This window comes from Sedimenticola selenatireducens (genome assembly GCF_963675335.2).
GTDB lineage: Bacteria > Pseudomonadota > Gammaproteobacteria > Chromatiales > Chromatiaceae > Sedimenticola > Sedimenticola selenatireducens.
This window is the reverse complement of sequence record NZ_CAXXYC010000004.1, coordinates 1-17,765: the sequence shown is the minus strand read 5'-3', so window position 1 is coordinate 17,765 and position 17,765 is coordinate 1. Positions and strand designations below refer to the sequence as shown.

The 17,765-nt window shown below is 60.7% G+C and carries 8 protein-coding genes; all 8 read left to right on the top strand.

From position 1 onward, the window contains the following. Positions 1–422: 422 nt before the first annotated feature. The 8 genes from ACHZBF_RS11355 (at position 423) to ACHZBF_RS11320 (ending at position 17,464) form a co-directional block, all read left to right on the top strand. Positions 423–6,014: a right-handed parallel beta-helix repeat-containing protein gene (locus ACHZBF_RS11355; protein ID WP_321528490.1), complete on the top strand. Its 5,592-nt coding sequence runs from the start codon at positions 423–425 to the stop codon at positions 6,012–6,014. Between the two features lie 89 nt (positions 6,015–6,103). Then, positions 6,104–7,396, top strand: a complete 1,293-nt coding sequence (locus ACHZBF_RS11350; protein ID WP_321528489.1) for a multicopper oxidase domain-containing protein — start codon at positions 6,104–6,106, stop codon at positions 7,394–7,396. 28 nt (positions 7,397–7,424) lie between these two features. Next, positions 7,425–8,774, top strand: a complete 1,350-nt coding sequence (locus ACHZBF_RS11345; protein ID WP_273440646.1) for a multicopper oxidase domain-containing protein — start codon at positions 7,425–7,427, stop codon at positions 8,772–8,774. A gap of 32 nt (positions 8,775–8,806) precedes the next feature. Next, the gene (locus tag ACHZBF_RS11340; RefSeq protein WP_321528488.1) at positions 8,807–11,533 is read left to right on the top strand and encodes an Ig-like domain-containing protein; all 2,727 of its coding nucleotides are present in this window, start codon (positions 8,807–8,809) and stop codon (positions 11,531–11,533) included. Between the two features lie 135 nt (positions 11,534–11,668). After that, a complete protein-coding gene (locus ACHZBF_RS11335; protein ID WP_321528487.1) occupies positions 11,669–12,322 on the top strand; it encodes a hypothetical protein in 654 nt (217 codons plus the stop codon). Next, complete coding sequence (locus tag ACHZBF_RS11330) at positions 12,319–14,838, top strand: Calx-beta domain-containing protein (RefSeq protein ID WP_321528486.1); 2,520 nt, start codon at positions 12,319–12,321, stop codon at positions 14,836–14,838. The genes ACHZBF_RS11335 and ACHZBF_RS11330 overlap by 4 nt, the downstream gene beginning before the upstream one ends. Before the next feature lie 137 nt (positions 14,839–14,975). Continuing rightward, positions 14,976–15,782 carry an SCO family protein gene (locus ACHZBF_RS11325; RefSeq protein WP_321528485.1) on the top strand — a complete coding sequence of 269 codons (807 nt, stop codon included), beginning with the start codon at positions 14,976–14,978 and terminating at the stop codon, positions 15,780–15,782. Between the two features lie 11 nt (positions 15,783–15,793). After that, complete coding sequence (locus tag ACHZBF_RS11320) at positions 15,794–17,464, top strand: cytochrome c (protein ID WP_321528484.1); 1,671 nt, start codon at positions 15,794–15,796, stop codon at positions 17,462–17,464. The last annotated feature ends 301 nt before the right edge of the window (positions 17,465–17,765 follow it).

The following is a 17,765-nucleotide window of genomic DNA, read 5'->3' as shown; positions in this document are numbered from 1 at the left end:
ATGGGTTCCGCTTTCGCTCCAAATACTCCCCGCTAACCTGCATTCCGCCCGAACAAGGTCTAATTCTTCCACTAACCGCATGTTCCAACAACGTACATATCAGTAAAGCAATGCCAGGATCAACTACAGGCAACCCTACCATTTTTATAGGTATCCCCAGCTAATAAATACAGTCATACCCTACCAGTATTTGTGTCATATCCCATCAATACTTTCTTCCAACGACAAAAAGCGGTTGTGCATCGCTATGTTGTTTAACGGACCGCGTGGCCTGGTCAACCTGGCATTCAGGGCGACCCGCCGATTGCGCAATGTATCGGCAGTCACGTTCAGGCGGTTGGGATTCCAAAGATTGGGGTGCGACGATGAATGTACTGAAAAGATTCGGCATAGGGTCAAAATTGACGCTCATGCTACTCGTCATGACGACGACAACGGCCGCCCAGGCCGCTCAGTTCAACATGAGCGTGGTGGACGGAGACGGTAATCCGGTCAATGGCTTTCGCTGGATTCTCCAAGAGGACCACACTTACGCGGTGGATCCAAACGTCCCGGCGCCACTTGATCAGAGGCTCGCAGGAAACTTCCACGCCAGCCACCATCCCCTGGCCCAAAAACAGGGAGTTGCGGCTGGCCAGCCTTTGAACGGCAATACTGACGGAAATGCGGAGACCGTGTTTAATGTCCCGCCCGGTCGCTACTACCTGTCGGTGTTACCCTATACAGGTTACGCCATGAGCGGAGCCCCGGTCACCGTGGTGCCCAACAACCAGGACCCCAACAACTCCGTTGATGACGTGACCGTCATCGTGGAGCAGCACCCAATCCCCACCGCTCAGATCGCGGTGTACCTGTTCCATGACTGCTACCCGCTGAACGGCGCGCCGGACCTGCCGGAAGAGCAGCAGGGTTCCGACGCCTGCATACCTACCACGGTGGACTTCAGCCAGTTCAATATCGTGGTCGAGGAGCCCGCCGGTAAATACGGCATTCCCGGTGGCCCGCTGCTGCAGGACGCCTTTGGCAATCCGCTGGGTACCACCTACAATCCTGACGGCACCGTGCTGGCGCTGGGCGACGGCACACTGGCGCCGAATCCGGACGGCACCCTGCTGATCAAGAACCTGGCACCGGGTAAGTATGGCATCATCGTGACCCCGCCCGCCGGCTGGACCCAGACCTCCACCATAGAAGGTTCCCCGGTTATCGACGCTTGGGTCAAGGCCAACGAACCGCCCTTCTTCGCCGAATTTGGTCTACCGGGACCGCATGTATTTGTCGGTTTTACCCAGCAACGCAACACCCTCTCGGACGGCAACGCCCCGGCGACGGTCAGTGGCATGATCACCGACATGCACATGTCGCGGCCGCCCTCCACCGAGTTTTTCAGTGGCCGTCCCTTCCCCCAGTGTTGGGTCGCCATCAATGAAGGCGGCGCGGTACCGGGCATCAATCGTTACGCCATGCCCTGCAACGGCGACAGCTCCTTCTCCATCCCCAACGTGCCGCCGGGTAGCTACGAGCTGAAGGTGTTCGACACACCGCTTGACGTGGTGATTGCTACCCAGAACTTCACGGTCGACCCCGGTGGTACCTGTAACGGCGGTCAGTCCTGTGCGCTGGGTAACGTGCCAGTGTTCAACTGGTTCAGCCGCCTGACCACCTTCCTGTTCAACGACGCCGACCAGGACGGTTTCTGGGACGCGGGTGAGACCAATGTGGGTGCGGAGAGCGGCCCGGTCAATATTCGTTTCCGCGATGGCACCGTCTACCAGAGCTTCCCCACCGATTTTGATGGTGTGGCGCCCTTTGACGAGGTCTTCCCGTTCTTCAACTGGCTGGTGGCCGAGGTCGGTTTCACCAACAAGAAGGCAACCGGCGCCACCATTGTGGTGGATGCGGGTGGTCCGGTGAACAATAATCCGGCCATTTTCCCCGGCTTCCAGGAGCCGCCGGGCGTTGGCGAGCTGAATCCCCAGTCGCAGGCGGAAAACAGTAATCTGCCCTGGCGCACCGAGGCCGGCCCGGTCTTGACCCAGGCCTTCCAGGGCTTCCTGGGCCAGACCAGTGTCATTCATTTCGGCAAGGCCGAGTACCTCAACCTGGATTTCAGTGGCGTCCCTCTCGTTCCACCCAAGTATGTGGGTGAGAATGGCGGTATCTCGGGTGTCGTTCTCAATACCGTCACCCGGGCGGAGAACGACCCGCAGTACGCGGTCGCCGAGGAGTGGGAGCCGGGTGTGCCGCGAGTACAGGTCAACCTGTACGCCGATGGCGACATCGACTCGCCCGTCATTTTCCCGTTCGGTCCTTTCCCAGGTGGTATCGGTGACATCGACTGGAACGGTAACGACAGCTACGATGCCGATAACAACGTCATCGATGACATCGATGGTGACGGTCTGGTCACCCTGAGCGATGTGGACAACTACCCGCTCAACTGGGCGCCGGAGCACTGCGCCGTAGCGCCATGCGCCCCCGGGCCGGAGGATATCGACCGCAACAGCAACGGTCTCTTCGACATGGGTGACGCCATTGCCGTGACCTGGACCGACAGCTGGGACGACAGCCTGCCCGAGGACTGCCAGGGCGCTAACAATATGCCCGGCATCACCGATGACCGCTGTTATGACGGCATGCGCAACTGGAACCAGGTACGCCCCGGCGTGTTCGATGGTGGCTACGCCTTCAGCGAGTATGACCTGGCCCATCTGGATGCGCTGGGTGGGAATGCCGCAGCGGCCGCTAATAAAATCAGGGCCTTTTATGACTACGTGACAGTTGGTACGTTTGGTAGCCCGCCGGTTGCACCTGAAGTCGCTGCTACCCTGCAACTCGGTCTGCTGCCGTCCGACTACATCGTCGAGGCAACCACGCCGGTCGGCTACAAGACCCTGCGTGAGCATCACAAGAACGTGGACTTCGGTGACGAGTACCAGCCGGCGCCCGCGGCCCTGCCGCCGGCCTGTGTCGGTCCGGCACAGGTTGTTCCTGATCTGTTCGCTATCTCCACCAAGGACGGCAGTGGTGATCCTGCGCAGATCGTACCCGGTATCAGCTTGGCAGACGCCGCTGCGCCCTTTGCTGGCCAGCTACGTCCGGTCTGTAACCAGAAGAAAGTACCCCTCTCGGGCGCTCAAAACGCGGCCGCAGACTTCTTCCTGGTTACCGACACGCCGATAGCAGCCAATGTCACCGGCATGATCCTCAACGATCTGGCCAACGAGTTCAATCCCAACAGCCCGAATTTCAGCGAGAAGTACGCTCCGCCGCTGGTACCGGTCGGTTTCTACGACTGGAACGGCAAGCCGGTGAATCGTGTCTACTCGGACGAGTTCGGCCGCTACAATGTGTTGCTGCCCTCGACCTGGACAGCCAACCTGCCGCAGCCGTCGGGCATGTCTCCGAACATGCTGGTGGCCTGCATGAATGATGCCGGGCCGATTCCTGATCCGCTCAATCCGGGTGAGATGATCGTGGATCCGTTCTTCAACCCGGCCTTCAGTCAGTTCTGTTACACCTTCCAGTACATGCCGGGTTCCACCACCTATCTGGATACACCGGTAGTGGCGATCGCCTCCTTTACCAACCCGGTGAGCTTCCCGGTGGACTGCGCTGTACCGCAACGGACGCCGATGATCCGCGACGTGCGCAACAATACCCGCAACATCGGTCCATTCGTTGTCGCAGGTGATGAGATTCGCGTCCGTTCCATGGGTAATGAGCAGGTCATTAATCCGGAGTGGGATGGGGTCGATCCGGCTACCCGCTTCATCACCCGCAACCGTAACTTCGGTGCCAACCCCGGCCCGGATGGCAAGCTGGAGTTGGTGGATGCAAATGGCGGCCGCATAGACATCACCCCGGGAGATGCGGCGTGGAGCGGCAATTCGATTACCGCGACTGTTCCTCCCGCTACCCCGGTTGGTGAGTACCAGGTGGTCGTGACCCGTGGCCAGGGTGTTCCCACACCCGTGGAGTCGGAAATCGGTGTCACCCTGACCGTGGGTGTACTGGTGGGCGGCGAACCCATGGGAGTACGCCCGAATGGCCAGAACTACGCGGTTATCAACGTGGCCAAAAATGGATCGGGTGATTTCAACACCATCCAGCTGGCCATTGACATGGCCATGCCCGGAGACCTGATCCTGGTGGCACCGGGTGAGTATGACGAGCTGGTCATTATGCACAAGCCGGTCAAGCTGCAGGGCTGGGGTGCCGGTGCGGTAACGATCAACGCCCGCCAGGTACCGACCGAGAAGATCTCGGCCTGGCGTGCGAAGATCGATGAACTGCTGGATGGTAACCCGGCCAACGGCGAGATCAGCCTGTTGCCCGGCCAGCAGGCCAATGCCACCGGTATATTCCAGGCACTGGGTGCGCCGGCCTTCCCGACCGAGGAGGGGGCGGGCATCTTCGTGGCCGGCCTGGCCAGCGGTGCGGATCGCTTTGGTCACCCGCGCAACCGTGGTGCACGTATCGACGGCTTCAGTATTGCCGGTGCAAGCCAGGGCGGTGGCATTGTGGTCAACGGCTATGCCCAGTTCCTGAATATCGGCAACAACCACCTGACCGCCAATGCCGGATTCTATGGTGGCGGTATCCGGGTGGGTCATCCGGAACTGGCAGTCGAGGATGACAACGGTGGTCTCATTTATGCCGATGCCGTGAATGACCAGATCCGCATCCACCATAACCAGGTGATCAAGAACGGCCTGATTGGTGAATCCACCAGTGCCGGTGGCGGCGGTATCTCGCTCTACACCGGTGCCGATGCCTACCGTGTTCAGGAGAACCGGGTCTGCGGTAACTTCTCCGCAGCCCAGGGTGGCGGTATCGCCCATATCGGTCGCTCCAATGGTGGTCGGATCGAGCACAACAAGGTGCTGTTCAACGAGTCCTTCAGCCAGGCCTTCACCGTTAACGGCGGCGGCCTCTATGTCGGTGGTCAGCCGGCACTGCAGCCGACCAACGGTCTCCTGCTGTCGGAGGGCACCGGTAACGTGGTGGTCAACGCCAACCTCATCAACGGCAACAATGCCGGGGCTGGCGACGGCGGTGGTATCGCCATTGTCAACGCCAACGGCATCGACGTGGCCAACAACCTGGGTAGCAACAACCAGTGGTACGACGTCAGCGTGTTCAACAACATGATCACCAACAACGTCTCGGGCCTGGCGGGAGCCATCGCCATTCAGGACTCCCTGGAGGTGCACGTGCAGAACAACACGGTCGCGCACAATGACTCCACGGCGACCGCGTCTCAGGCCTTCACGCCGGGCTTCCCCAACCAGTCCACGGCACTACCGGCCGGTATCGTATCGCGCTTCCATACGCCCGATATGGCGACCCTGTTGACCGGGGCGACTATTCCGGCCAATGGCGGACGGGTGGATGAGTATCTCACCTTCTCCGATGCCAATCTCAACAACAACATCATCTTCGGTAACCGGTCGTTCTACTGGCTGAATTACGACGATCCGAACACGGTGATTATTGAGACGGGTCTGTTCCCCGCGGACTGCACCACGCCTACGACGGGCTGCACGCTCGATCCGATCGCGGCCAGTGACGACCTGGCGGTCCTCGACGGCACGGTGGACAGCGGAGAGGTGATGTTCTCCCGCTTCAGTCTGCTTACCGACAACGCCGACAACGTGGCCGAGTACACCGGTGGGGGTAGCGTGTTTACCCTGGATCCGGCCTTCGTCAACCCGGTCTACAACGAGGGCAAGGAGAGCCTGGATCTGCCCGAGTTCACCGTGCTGCAGACGGCTGGCGCCTTCGACGAGGGTGGCAACTTCATCCAGGTCGCCTTTGGTCCACTGACCACGGTTGAGCTGGGCAGTGCGCCAAATGCCCGGGTGTTCTATGACTACCACATCACGACAGGTTCGCCTGCCAATGGTGCGGGTCAGAACGTCGGACTCGGTGGGTTACTGGGTGAGGACTTTGACGGTGATCCTCGCACCAATGGCAACACCAATGAAATCGGTGCTGACGAGCTGCCCTAGTAGAGACGGCGACAGCGCGCCCCTCCCGGAACCCGATGGGGGAGGGGCGCCAGGCAAGGTCTTATCGCACTCCCACAGGAGATATGACGATGCAAAGTAAATTGACAAGAAACGCCCTGGCGGCCGCCATCACGCTGTTGCTGCAGGGAGGAATGGGAACGGCACAGGCCGCGGTCAACGTGCAGTGTCCGGGTGATACCAACGGTGACGCGGTCCCCGAATCGGTCGTGCCTGGTCCCAACGGCGGTACGGTTAAGTGCAAGCACCTGGTGGCCGGTGACGGCTTCGCCCAGATGTCCGACGGCCACCCGGCCTACACCTTCGGTTTCGCCGACAAGACCGGTGTGGCACCGGCCGATGTGATCGCCGACGGTATTCTGGCCGCCCGCTGGCCGGGCAGCAAAATCGAGCTCGACCAGGGAGATGAGCTGTTTCTCTCCCTCACCAACGTCGGCACGGTGATGCGACCGGACCTGTTCGATCCGCACACCGTGCACTACCACGGCTTCCCCAACGCCGCCACGGTGTTCGACGGGGTGCCGGAGGTCTCCATCTCCATCAACATGGGTTCGACCCTGACCTACTACTACAACAATGTCGAGCCCGGTACCTATATCTACCACTGCCACGTGGAGGCGACCGAACACATGGAGATGGGCATGCTGGCCAATCTCTACGTACATCCCAAGCAGGATGAAACCGGTTACGGTGGAAATCCGAACACCGTAGCGGGTCGCAAGGGAGGTCCCGGTCCATGGGGCTATACCTACAATGACGGCGATGGTACCACCGCCTTTGACGTGGAGGCACCGATCCAGGTCTCCGGATTCGACGGCGAATTCCACGATGCCAGTATCCTGGTGCAGCCGCTGCCCTTCTCGACACTCGAGACCAACTACCCGCAGATCAACGGACGCGGTTATCCGGATACCATCAAGACCGTTGCCGTGGATCCACTCAATCCGGGCCCTGGCGAAATGGGTGCGCCCGTGGATGACGGCTTCCTGGGTGAGCCGGGAGCGGTGCTCAATAACGGCGAGGTCTCCCAGGACATGGGCTCGGCGATCAGCGTGAATGCAGGTCAGAAGCTGCTGCTGCGACTCTCCAATGTGAGTATCGACCGCTTCTTCACCCTTACTGCACACGGTCTGAAGATGCGCATCGTCGGTACCGGGGCACGCCAGATGCGTGGCATCACCGGCAAGAATATCTACAGAGACGTGGCCTCCGTGAACTTCGGGGGCGGGGAGACCCACGACGTCATTATCGATACCACTGGAGTTGCGCCCGGGACCTACTTCCTGACCGCCATGGAGTTCTACCAGATGAGCAACAAGACGCAACTCGACGGCGGTCTGATGACCGAGATTGTCGTCAACTGAGCCGGTGCCTGACCAGGAGAAACAAGCCATGAGAAATCGATTAAACCAATACGGGCGCCTGGCGGGGATCATCCTGCTGGGACTGGGGCTGCTGCCCTGGGGAGCCGCGCAGGCGGCCCACGGCCACGAAATCCGCGGGATCACCGGGCCGACATTCAATCTGTACGCGTCGCCCTTCAATATCAGCTTGCCGGAGGGGACCAGCCTCTATATGTGGGGCTTCGGTGATCTGAGCGCGGGTGGGAACGCCACCCATTCGGAGGGTAGTGGCTACTTCCTGCCCCAGTATCCTGGGCCCACCATGATCGTCACCGAGGGCCAGGCGGTAACCATAAACCTGACCAACTACGGAGTGCCTGATCCAATCTCCATCGTCATACCGGGGCACAATGTGTCGGCAACCGGTGGTCAAAGCGGCTTGGTGACCCGGCAATCCAATTTTGGTCAAACGGTCCAATACACCTTCACCGCCGGCAAACCCGGTACCTACGTCTACCACAGCCTGGATGGCGCCAACCCCGGGCTGCATACCGAGATGGGCCTGGTCGGTACCCTGATCGTGCGCCCCTCCGATGGCAGTCACAGCGCTTACGGCACCGGTACCGAGACGGAGTATGACCACGAGTACCTCTACCTGTTAACCGAGGCGGATCCGGAGGTCCATCAGCAGATGGAGCGCGGTCACTATGCGCACTTCACACAGAATGAGCGTTTCGCCACCATCTATTTTGTCAACGGGCGGGTCTATCCGGACCTGGTGCAGGGTGACTACAATCCGCTGTTCCCGCATCAGCCCTACCAGTCGCTCTCCATGTCCCATCCGGGTGACCGGGTACTGGTGCGCAACGCCAATGGGGGGCATGACAGCCACCCGTTCCACTACCACGGCGAGAACCACCGGTTTGTCGGTCGGGATGGCAACATGCTCACCTCGGACGGCCTGGTGGCCGACCTGGGCCGCTCCGACAACACCATTAACTCCGCGCCAAAACAGACTGTCGATGCGATCTGGACCTGGACCGGCAAGGATCTGGGTTGGGATATCTACGGTACCGGGCCGGGTTATGCACACAGCTGTACCGACTCCGGTGACGGTTTCGACGCGGTCACCCGCGAGTACTGCGCCGATCACGGCAAACCGATTCCGGTTGACCTGCCCGGCGTGGCCGAGTTGACCCTCGGTGGCTTCTGGAGCGGCAGCCCCTACATGGGTGATGTCGGTGATCTGCCTCCCGGTGAGGGTGGTTTGAACCCCAATGGCGGCTACTTCTTCGTCTGGCACTCCCATGCCGAGAAGGAGCTGACCACCTTCGATATCTTCCCTGGAGGCAGTCTGAGCGCGATGGTCGTGCTGCCCACCTACGTCACTATTGAATGAGGGAGGGCATAACAATGAAAAGGTTAAACAACATGAAGATGAAACTGACGCCCATCGCTGCGGCGATGGCGCTCTCCCTGGCATCAGGTTCCGCATTCGCGTTGCAGAATTACTACATCGCGGCGAAGCCCTACACGAAAATGATGCCTGACGGCTCCTCGGTTCCCATGTGGGGATACGTAGCGGATCCGAGTGGTACCTGCTACAACCAGGGGAGCAATGCTGCCCGCCTAACCTGTATTGGCAACCTGGGTACACCGACCATGCCTGGTCCGAGTCTCGAAGTGCCAGTTAACGAGGTCAATATCCAGATATTACTCTCCAACGGTCTACCGGAGCCGACCTCGCTCATTATACCGGGCCAGGAGATACCTTTTTCCGCCACCGCCGGTGGTCCGAATGGTCCGACCTGGAACGACGGAACTGTCGGACCGCGCACCAATGCCAACCAGCGTGTCCGCTCTTTCGGGCTTGAAGCGCCTGCCAACGGCGGCAGAAGGCAGTATATCTGGAACACAAACCGCGCGACCATCTTCACCGGTACCGGCACCTTCATGTACACCAGCGGCACCCATCCGCAGAAGCAGGTCTATATGGGTCTGGCCGGTCTGGTCACCAAGGATACCCCGGCAGGTGAGGCCTATCCCGGCGTCTCCTATGACAACGAGGTAACGCTGTTCTACAGCGACATCGACCCCGCCTTCAACGCGGCGGTCGCCGCCGGTACCCTGACCACCGCCATCGACCGCCATCCCACCTGGTACCTGGTCAATGGCGCACCTTACCAGACCGGGCTGGGCGATATCACCACCGGTACAAACGGGCCCCTGACCGCCGGTCAGACCACCCTGTTACGCCTGGCCAGTACCGCGACCGATACCCACGTGGCTGTAATGCAGGGGATGGATATGACCATCCATGCCGAGGATGGCCAGCAGTACAACTACCAGGACGGCAGCGGCAATCCCGTGGCGGCTACGCCGCGCAAGCAGTACTCGGCCATGCTGCCGCCCGCCAAGACCAAGGACGCCACCATCGTGGCCCCGGACTCCGGACGTTACGCGGTCTACGACGGCAACGGTTACATGACCAACCCTTCCGATCCGGCTAACGAAACCGTCGGCGATACGGTGGGCGGCATGTTGCGGTTCCTCAGCTTTAACGCGGGCAGCAACGGTGCACCCATTGCGGTGAATGATGCTGCCAGCGTGGTAAGCGGGTTCACCGCCAACATCGGTGTGCTCAGTAACGACTCCGATCCCGAGGGTGATCCGATCACCATCGCCGGGTTCGTCGGGCCGGGTCATGTGAATTGTATGACCGGAATTCCCGGTGGCACCTGTAGCTACGATGCAACCGGCATCCCTGACGGCATGGTAGAAATGTTCACCTACACCATCAGTGACGGGACCAGCACCAGTGCGCCTGCCACCGTGACGGTTACAGTCACGGCCAACCAGCCACCCATGGCGAACGCTGACGCGGCGGCAACCGATCAGAATGTAGCTGTGGCAATCAATGTGATTGCCAACGACACTGACCCAGAAGGACAGCCGTTGAGTGTAGGCAGCTTTGACGCAGTCAGCACGGGTGGCCAGGCTGTCTCCTGTGCGGGTACAAGCTGTACCTACACGCCGAGCGGTGGATACACGGGTACCGATACCTTCACCTACACAGCCACCGACGGGGTCAATCCCAGCAACTCGGCCACTGTGACCGTGACCGTGACGGCCCCCAACCTGGCGCCGACAGCCAATGATGATCCGTCGGAAACCACCGGTATCAACACCCAGTTGACCGGTATCGACGTGCTGGCAAACGACACGGACCCCGAGGGTGATCCGCTCTCAATCGCCACCTTTGATGCGAGCAGCACCCAGGGCGGCACCGTGGGTTGTGTCACCGGCGTGACAGGCGGCACCTGCACCTACACACCGCCGACCGGCTTCATCGGGACTGACACCTTTACCTACACTGCAACGGACGGTGTCAACAACAGTGGTTCGGCTACCGTGACAGTGGAGGTGACCGGCGCTGGTGTACCGGCACTCTACTTCTCGACGATTGGTGCCGGCGCAGTACCGGGAGTCTCCGGGCCCAATGACGACGGTGATATCTACACGGTGGACAGTGGCAATGTGTTCAGCCGGCTGTATGACGCCGTTACCGATCTGGGTCTGCCCAATAATGCCAACATCGATGGTATGAGTGTCAATGGCACGACGATCTACCTCTCCTTCGCCGCTGCCAACACCAACGTACCGACGCTGGGCGGGGTGCCGGATGAGGATGTGGTGGCATACAACACTACCACGGGTACCTGGAGCACCTACTTCGACGGTTCGCTCTGTGGCCTGGATGCCAGCAATGGTCGGGATATCGATGCGCTCTCCGTCTCCGGTGGAACGCTCTACTTCTCGACCCGCGGTGGAGGTAACGGTAACTCCGTGACCGGTGTGAGCGCGCCCTACGACGACGCCGATGTCTACACCTGGAGTGGCGGTGCGAGTTGTGGCCGGGCACTGGACGGCAGCGCCACAGGCTTGCCTGGCAATGCCGACATCGATGGCCTGACGGTTCAGGGTGGCACTTACTACATCTCCTTCGACCGCAATGCCGGGACCAATGTCCCAGGTATTGGCGTGGTCCAGGATGAGTCGGTAGTGACCTATAACGGCGCGAACTGGGCGATGTTCCGAACCAATACCGGGCTCAGCAGTACCGACAGCCAGGATGTGGACGCCATCCACGTACCCTAGGGTGAGAACGGGGTGGGGGCGCACTGCGCCCCCACCCCAGAAGGAGTTTTGAACCTGAGAATTACACCACCCCGGACCAATGGACGAGCAAACGACCCGGGGTGACCTGTACAGACAAGAGAGGATGGGGAGTCGATGGTTAAATTAAACCGGTGCAACAAGGTAGCAGCGCGAAGCGTCCTGGTCACTCTTTTCGCGGTAACGGGTTGGGCCAGTAATCCGGGCGCATTCGCGACAGAGGCGCAGACCGCGGGTGTAAGCGTGCCGGGACCGGCCAGCGCGGCCAAATCCGCATCGCCCGCCAAGCCACTGGACAGTCACACCCGGCAGATGCTGGAGCGTATCCACACCGCCATGATCGAGGCCGAGCAACGGCGCGTGGAGGCCGGGCGACCGGATCCGGCTGTGCCGCCCGAGCTGGCCGAACAGTGGGGTGTCCGGGTACTCAGCGTCACCTACACGGCAGATGGTTTTTGGCTCGATTTCCGCTTTCGCGTGATCGACCCCGACAAGGCGGCGCCCCTGTTCGATAGTCGCTTCAAGCCTTACATCGAATCGGAACAGAGCGGTGCCAAGTTTGCGGTACCTTCCGCCGCCAAGGTCGGTTCACTGCGCACTACCAATCGTGGTCATAACATCAAGGCGGGCAAGATCTACACCATCATGTTCGCCAACCCGGGTTTCCATCTGAAGCCCGGTCAGAAGGCAACCGTCGGCATCGGTGACTTCAAGGTTGAACACCTCACCGTGCGTGGTCAGCTTAGCCAGAAAATAGGACAAGCAGAATGAAGCGTCATTTATTAACCATTGCCGCTGCCGTGTCACTGGCCTGTTTTTCGCTACCGGCATCTGCCGGCAGCATTGACCCGACACTACAGGGGATCATGTCGTCGATCGACGCGCCCGACCGTTTGCCGGTAATTATCCGTTTCAAGGATACGGTGGACATCAAGACACTGCGCCGCGAGGCCCGTTTGTTGGCGAAGGCGATGCATCCGGATAATGCCAAGAAAGAGCGCAAGGCGCGTCGCCAACTGAAGCGCAAGATGCTGGTCACGGCGCTCAAGACCGCAGCGCGAAATTCCAGGCGTGAGGTCAGGCAGCTGCTCCGTAGCTATGGTGAGAAGCCCGCACTGAAACTGATTTGGGCGCGCAACATGGTGGTGGCCAACATACCGGCGGATCTGTTGGAGCCGGTAGCGGAGCTGCCGGGTGTCGAGAGCGTGACACTGGATATCACCTTGCAGGGTCCTGGTGATGGGACGCCGCCTGTCGCACCGACATTCTGGAATCTGCCGGCGACCGGCGTCGAGCCGATATGGGCCACCGGCAACACCGGCCAGGATGTAGTGGTGGCGTCGCTGGATACCGGTGTTGACGCAGCCCATCCGGACCTGGGTCCGAGATGGCGTGGTGGCGCCAACAGCTGGTTTGATCCGCATGGGCAGCACGCGACGCCAGCGGATCTGAATGGGCACGGTACCCAGGTGATGGGGCTGATTGTCGGGGGTGGGGCGCTTGGCTATCAGATCGGCATGGCGCCGGGAGCACAATGGATAGCCGCCAAGATTTTTGACAACAACAACCAATCGATCCTGAGCGCCATCCATGAAGCCTATCAGTGGATACTTGACCCGGATGGTGATGCGGCGACAGATGATGCCCCCGACATCGTCAACAACTCCTGGGTATTGCAGAGCACGATCAATCAGTGCAACCAGGAGTTTCAGCCCGATATCGCCCTGCTCAAGGAAGCTGAGATCGCGGTGGTGTTCTCGGCCGGTAACTATGGCCCCAACGCGGATACCAGCGTGAGCCCGGCTAACGATCCCGCTGCTGTGTCGGTAGGTGGGGTTGATCAACAACTGAATATCGATGTGCAGAGCAGTCGCGGCGCGGGAGCCTGTGACGGCGGTATCTACCCGCATCTGGTGGCGCCCGGCGACGGTGTCCTTACCGCTGATCGGGTTCCCATCTACTACAACGTGGTATCGGGGACCTCGTTTGCCGTCGCTCATCTGGCCGGCGCCATGGCGGTACTGAAAAGCGCATTTCCTGATGCCACGGTGAGTCAGCTCGAAACCTCGCTCATCGACACCAGCACGGACCTGGGAGCGGTTGGGCCGGATGATACCTTTGGCTACGGCATGCTGAACGTGGCGGCCGCCTACACCTGGTTAGAGGACACTCTCGGCACCGGGAGCAGCGACCCTGGGGCATTGGCATTCAGCGCCTCCGCCTACAGCGTGGATGAGAATGTCGCCACCCTCAACGTGACGGTGACCCGCTCGGGTGGCAGTGCCGGGGCGGTGTCGGTGGATTACGCCACTAGCGACGGTACCGCGATTGCGGGCCAGGACTACCAGGCCACCTCAGGTACGCTCGACTTTGCCGACGGCGAAACCAGCCAGAGCTTCAGCGTGGTGGTGTTGGATGACGCGCTCTACGAGGGCGATGAGAGCTTCTCCATCAGCCTGAGTAATCCGCAGGGTGGCGCCACCCTGGGCGCCCTGCAGAGCGCCCAGGCGGTTGTGCTGGATGATGATCCGGCGCCACAGCCGGGCACCCTGGCATTGGCCTCCGGTAGCTACAGCGTCTCCGAGGGGGGAGCCAGCATACAGTTCACGGTACAGCGCTCCGCCGGCAGCGACGGGGTGGTGACGGTCGACTACGCCACTGCCGACGGTTCTGCCACCGCCGGGTCGGACTACACCGCTTCTGCCGGCACCCTGACTCTGCTGGATGGCCAGGTCAGCGCCAGCTTCAGCGTCACGATCCTGGATGACAGCGAGTTCGAGGGCGATGAGGAGTTTGGCGTTACCCTGTCCGCTCCGGGCGGTGGGGCGACCTTGGGTACACCCGCCGGTGCCACGACCACGATCGTCGACAATGACCCGCCCCCCGGGCCGGTGGACAACGATGGTGATGGCTATGCCGTCGATGTCGATTGCAACGACGCCAACGCATCGATCTATCCCGGTGCACCGGAGACCAAGCATGACGGCATCGATCAGGACTGTAACGGCTACGACCTGACCATCGACGTGACACGCGCCCGGTTTGTCTCGGCCCAGAACAAGCTGGTGGTCTGGGCGACCAGTACCCTGGGTAACCAGGCAGGTCTGAGTATGACCATCGAGTTGGCCAGTGGCGGCAGCGTCACCAAACCGCTCAACTGGAGCGCCAAGAAAGGCCGCTGGCAGAAGACGCTCAAGAACTTTACCAGCACGTATGGAGCGATCCCTGTAGCGGTCAGCGTAACGGGCGTGGAGGGTAGCGAGAATAGTGCGGTGCAGCAGCGTTGACAACTGCCCCGTGGTTGAACTTTTGGTCAACAGAATGATGCCGCGACCCGATTCATCGGGCCGCGGCATCGATGCGGAAATGCCACCGCAATCACCGACTATCATTACAAGGGCATGAATACTCTGGAGGGAAGAAGATGAAAGGATTTAAGCATATGGGACGGTTAGGGAATACCGGCATAACAGCGGCCCTCTACCTGGCACTGGCGGCAGTGCCGGGTGTGGCGCTCAGCTGCGGCAATCTCAAGCCTGCCAGCAACCAGCAGCCGGTTAACATGACTGTCGCGATGAACCATGCAGATGGCATGGATCACAGCATGCACAATATGAGTGACAGCGCACCGGCCATGGATCACAGCATGCATAATATGGATCACAGCACACAAGGTCAGGCCATGCCAATGACCGGGGAGCATGCACAGCACCAGCAGATGATGCAACAACAGGGTTATGCGCGCTCCATGCACGACTACGCATTGTCGAATTTATCCCTGGTGGACATGAATGGTAATGCGACCACGCTGAAACAGGAACTGGACACCCCGATGCCGGTCCTGTTGAATTTCATTTACACCACCTGTACCTCGATATGTCCGGTTCTCAGCGCTACTTTTTCCCAAGTGCAAAAGGACATGGGCAGCGAGGTCCAGAACGTGCGCATGATCTCCATCACGATCGATCCCGAGCAGGATACCCCTGCGCAGCTGCGCAGCTACGCGGAGCGTTTCCATGCCGGGCCGCAGTGGCGCTTTCTGACTGGTGAACTGGATAACATCATTGCCGTGCAGAAGGTGTTCGATATCTATCGGGGCGCCAAGACCAACCATGAGCCGATCACACTGCTGCGCGCTTCCGGCGCCTCCGAGTGGGTGCGCGTCGAGGGTTTGGCCAGTGCAGCGGAGATTATGAAAGAGTTCAATTCGCTGGCCTCCACGACCCGATGAGGCCGGGTAAGTTGATCTCATCCATCACCGCCGTGGTGCTGTTGGCCGCGGCTTCGGCGATGGCGCCGGCGGCTAACCCGCCGCCGGCGCCTGCCGTCGATGCGACCGCACACCCGGCTGCGCCATCCATGGAGAGCCGGATTGAGGCGGGCCGGCGGATGTATCTCGAGGGAGTGCTTCCGTCCGGTGAAATGATCACCGCCCGGGTACGAAACGACGTGACCGTCGGCGGCGATTTTGCGATCTGCGGTACCTGTCACCGACGCAGTGGACTGGGTTCCAGCGAAGGCTCCCAGGTGATTCCCGCCATTGCCGGGGATAGGCTGTTCAATCCCCTGCGGCTGCCCACCCGCAACCTGCCCCTGGCACCTCAGCAACGCCCCGCCTATAACATGGAGACCCTGAAGCGGGCCATCCGCAGTGGTGTCGACGCCAATGGTGAACTGCTTGATCCGCTGATGCCTCGCTATGCACTGGACGACGACCAGATCGAGCTGTTGATCGACTACCTGAAAACTGTCTCGGTCGAGATATCCCCCGGGGTGGATGAGCGGGACATTCACTTCGCCACCATCATTGCCGGGCCGGTCGCCCCGGAAATTCGCAAGGCGTTGGTGGACGTGATGCAGGTGTACGTGGAACAAAAAAACAGCGAAACCCGCCACGAGAGCAAGCGGGCCCAAGACGCCCCCTGGCACAAGGAGTGGCTGTTCTCCCCTTATCGCAAGTGGGTGATGCATGTCTGGGAACTGACCGGTGCACCGGAGACCTGGCCCGCGCAGCTGGAGCGCTATTATCGCCAGCAACCTGTATTCGCGGTCCTCAGCGGCGTGGCCAACGGTCCCTGGCAGCCGGTTCACCGCTTCTGTGAACAGACCGAGTTGCCTTGTCTGTTTCCCACTACCGATCTGCCGGTGATTGCGGAACAGGATTTTTATCCGATCTATCTTTCCAAGGGTATGGCGCTGGAGGGTCAACTGGTCAATCGGCACCGGCTCGACGACGGGCAGGTCAACCGTCCCCTGGTCCAGGTCTACCGCGCCGACGATCAGCGGGCCAAAGCGGCGGCCGAGGCCATTCGACAGGAGCGCGGGGTGCGGACGGTTGTCTGGCATCCGGGGGAGGGACAACCCGGCACCGAGTTCTGGCGCCAGGTGCTGGACGAGGCTGAAGATGGCCATCTGACTCTCTGGTTGAGCCAGGCCGATGTGGATACCCTGTGGCCGGTGCTGGAGCAGAACGGCGGGCCGGATCGCATCTATCTCTCCAGCAGCCTGTATGGCGATAACACGGACGGGGTGCCACCGTCACTGCGTGACCGGCTGCTGTTTATCCATACCAACGAGTTGCCCAGTCGACTCTCCCGGCTGCTGTTGCGCTCCACCGGCTGGCTCCGGGTCAAGGGGATATACGTGCCGGAAGCGCGGCAGGTCCAGGCCAATGCTTACTTTGCCCTGAAGGTGGCGGGTGACGCCCTTACCCACATACGGGGCTATTTCTTCCGGGATTACTTTATCGAACGGATCGAGCATACCGTGGATAGCGTCCCCTACACCTCGGTCTACCCGCGTATCAGCCTCGCCCCGGGCCAGCGTTTTGCCGCCAAGGGCGGGTATATCGCCAAGCTCTCACCCGGTCCCAACCCGGCGCTGGTGGCGGTGACGGAGTGGATTACTCCCTGATGCCCAACAATGGTATGAGCCGTAGGCCTATTGCGGATTGTCCAGCGGGGTAGGCCGCTGTGCCACATCCCCGCACCATCTGCGTCGGATTACGCTGCGCTAATCCGACCTACGCCACTCTCACCCGGTCCCAACCCGGCGCTGGTGGCGGTGACGGAGTGGATTACTCCCTGATGCCCAACAATGGTATGAGCCGTAGGCCTATTGCGGATTGTCCAGCGGGGTAGGCCGCTGTGCCACATCCCCGCACTATCTGCGTCGGATTACGCTGCGCTAATCCGACCTACGCCACTGGTGGCGG